Origin of the sequence: Pseudomonas sp. (assembly GCF_030696055.1) — a bacterium.
GTDB lineage: Bacteria > Pseudomonadota > Gammaproteobacteria > Pseudomonadales > Pseudomonadaceae > Aquipseudomonas.
Window position 1 is genome coordinate 1 of the sequence record NZ_JAUYNP010000255.1, and the last position, 3,113, is coordinate 3,113.

Below are 3,113 nucleotides of genomic sequence, written 5' to 3' on the forward strand. Positions count from 1 at the left end.
TGGTGTCGTCCAACGAGCCGTTCAAGAACCTGCTGACCCAGGGCATGGTGGTGGCCGACACCTACTACCGCGTGCTGGATAACGGCGGCAAGGACTGGTTCAACCCGGCCGACGTGGACATCGAGCACGACGCCAAAGGCAAGGTGATAGCCGCCAAGCTGAAATCCGACGGCGGGCCTGTGGAAATCGGCGGCACCGAGAAGATGTCCAAGTCGAAGAACAACGGCGTCGACCCCCAGTCGATGATCGATGCCTACGGCGCCGACACCTGCCGCCTGTTTATGATGTTTGCCTCGCCGCCGGACATGAGCCTGGAATGGTCGGACTCCGGCGTCGAAGGCGCGAGCCGCTTCCTGCGCCGCGTCTGGCGTCTGACCCAGGCGCATGTCAGCGCCGGTCTGCCCAGCGCGCTGGGCAAGCACGCCCTGAACGACAGCCAGAAGGCCGTGCGCCGCGCCATCCATCTGGCGATCAAACAGGCCAGCCAGGATATCGGCCAGCACCACAAGTTCAACACCGCCATCGCCCAGGTAATGACCCTGATGAACGTGCTGGAAAAGGCCGCACAAGCCAGCCAGCAGGATCGCGCCCTGCTGCAGGAGGGTCTGCAAACCGTGGCCCTGCTGCTGGCACCGATCACCCCGCATATCAGCCACGAAATCTGGCTGCGCCTGGGCCACAACGGCGCGATCATCGACGCACAATGGCCGCAGGTGGACGAGTCGGCCCTGGTGCAGGACAGCCTGACTCTGGTGATCCAGGTCAACGGCAAACTGCGCGGGCAGATCGAAGTACCGGCCGCCGCCAGCCGCGAGGAAGTCGAAGCCGCCGCCCGCGCCAACGAGAACGTGCTGCGCTTTACCGAAGGCCTGAGCATCCGCAAAGTGATTGTGGTGCCGGGCAAGCTGGTCAATATTGTCGCCAACTGATTAACAGGCCGCTTAAAAACTGCTGCGCCAGGCTATGCGGCGTTGAAAATCAGCCTCGGAATGCTCATGTACGGCTTGTACACTCCGCTTCCTCGGCAGATTTTCGCCTTGCCTAGCCGTCGCTCGCTACATTTTTAAACGGTCTGTATGCACGGCGCGCCCGCACAGCGGCGCGCCGCAAGACTCGCCAAGGGGATAACAAAGATGATCAAACGGAATCTGTTGGTAATGGGCCTGGCCACCCTGCTCAGCGCTTGTGGCTTTCAGCTGCGCGGCACCGGCGACGTGCAGTTCGCGCTCAATGAACTCAACGTCAGCGCCCGCAATGCCCATGGCGAAACCGTCAAGGACGTGCGCGAAGTGCTGCAGAGCAATGGCGTACGGGTCTACCCGGGCGCCCCTTACCAGCTGGTGCTGAGCAATGAGCAGGAAAACCGCCGCGCCGCCAGCTTCACCAGCGCAGCCCGTACCGCCGAGTACGAACTGACCAGCACGCTCGACTATGAAATCCGCGGCAGCAAAAACCTGCTGCTGCTCAGCGACACAGTGGAAGCCCAGAGCTACTACAGCCAGGACGGCAACAACCTGGTGGGTGGCGATCAAGAGGCGGCCCAGGTGCGCAGCGAGATGCGCCGCGAACTGATCCAACAGCTGGTACAGCGCCTGCAGCAAGTGACGCCCGCCCAGCTCGAGCAATTGCAGCAAGCCGCCGCAGCCAAGGCCCAGGCCGAAGCGGAGGCCCTGGAAGCCGCTCGCCAGCAGCAGGCCGCGCAACCGCAGCAGTCGCCCATCCAACTGCCGATTCCCGTGCAGTAAGCCCGCCGGGCCGCGCAAGCGGCCCAGCCTTCCGCCCAGATGAAACTCTGCCATCCATGAAACTCAACGGGGCACAACTCGGCAAACACCTGCAGGGCAACCTGAGCCCGGTGTATGTCGTCAGTGGCGATGAGCCCCTGCTCTGCCAGGAAGCCTGCGACGCCATCCGCGGCGCCACTCGCCAGCACGGCTTTAGCGAGCGCCAGGTGTTCAACGCCGACGCCAGCTTCGATTGGGGCAACCTGCTGCAGGCCTGCGCCAGCATGTCCTTGTTCGCCGACAAGCGCCTGCTGGAACTGCGCCTGCCCAACGGCAAGCCCGGCGACAAGGGTGCGGCGGCGCTGCTCGAATACCTGGCCCGCCCCGCCGAGGATACGGTGCTGCTGATCAGCCTGCCGAAGCTCGACGGCAGCGCGCAGAAAACCAAGTGGGGCAAGGCCCTGATCGAGGGTCCGCAGACCCAGTTCCTGCAGATCTGGCCGGTCGACGCCGCGCAATTGCCGCAGTGGATTCGCCAGCGCCTGGCCCAGGCCGGCCTGAGCGCCAGCGCCGAGGCGGTGGAGATGATCGCCGTACGAGTCGAGGGCAACCTGCTGGCGGCCGCCCAGGAAATCGAAAAACTCAAACTGCTCGCCACCGGCACGCAGATCGATGTCGACACCGTGCATGCCTCGGTGGCCGACAGCGCGCGCTTCGACGTATTCGGCCTGATCGACGCGGCGCTTAACGGTGAAGCCGCCCACGCCCTGCGCATACTCGAGGGGCTGCGTGGCGAAGGCGTGGAGCCGCCGGTCATTCTCTGGGCCCTGGCCCGGGAAATTCGCCTGTTGGCGACCATAGCCCAGCAGTTCAGCCAAGGCATGCCGCTGGACAAGGCCTTCGGCGCGGCCCGCCCGCCGGTCTGGGACAAGCGCCGCCCGCTGGTCAGCAAAGCCCTGCAGCGGCTTTCCGCGGCGCGCTGGGCCTCCCTGCTGCAGGACGCCCAACATATCGACGCGCAGATCAAAGGCCAGGCCGCCGGCGATCCCTGGAGCGGACTGAGCCTGCTGACCCTGACCCTCTGCGGCCAACGCCTGGGCCTGGCCAGCGACCGCGCCGGCTAGCAGGCCGGCCTGGCTGGACAATGCCTCGGCACCGGCTCATGCTTTGCCCGCCCGCAGTCAGCGGGTAGTCGCTAGAGGCAAAGTCATGACGAAGAAAACCCAGCACGGCCCAAACAAGGCCAAATCCCTGATCGCTCAACCACTGTTTCGTTGTCGACAGGAAAAACCCGGCAAAGGCAAAGGCAGTTACCGCCGCGAAGCCTCCCAGCAAAACTGGGAGGCTTCTTGCTTTCTGGCCGCCTGAAAAGCCGTCACAACCCGCCTA

Annotated in this window: 4 protein-coding genes; all 4 read left to right on the top strand. The window is 64.7% G+C overall.

Annotated elements, in window-relative coordinates; all coding sequences use genetic code 11:
- Nucleotides 1-929, top strand: a 929-nt coding sequence (locus Q8Q83_RS15035; RefSeq protein WP_305624939.1) for a class I tRNA ligase family protein, incomplete at its 5' end; no start/stop codon positions are given.
- A gap of 204 nt (nucleotides 930-1,133) precedes the next feature.
- Nucleotides 1,134-1,745 (top strand): LPS assembly lipoprotein LptE, encoded by a 612-nt coding sequence (lptE, locus tag Q8Q83_RS15040; protein WP_305624940.1) that lies wholly within the window; start codon nucleotides 1,134-1,136, stop codon nucleotides 1,743-1,745.
- 56 nt (nucleotides 1,746-1,801) lie between these two features.
- Complete coding sequence (holA, locus tag Q8Q83_RS15045; protein WP_305624941.1) at nucleotides 1,802-2,848, top strand: DNA polymerase III subunit delta; 1,047 nt, start codon at nucleotides 1,802-1,804, stop codon at nucleotides 2,846-2,848.
- Nucleotides 2,849-2,933: 85 nt separating this feature from the next.
- Complete coding sequence (gene arfA, locus Q8Q83_RS15050) at nucleotides 2,934-3,092, top strand: alternative ribosome rescue factor ArfA (protein WP_305624942.1); 159 nt, start codon at nucleotides 2,934-2,936, stop codon at nucleotides 3,090-3,092.
- Nucleotides 3,093-3,113 lie beyond the last annotated feature (21 nt).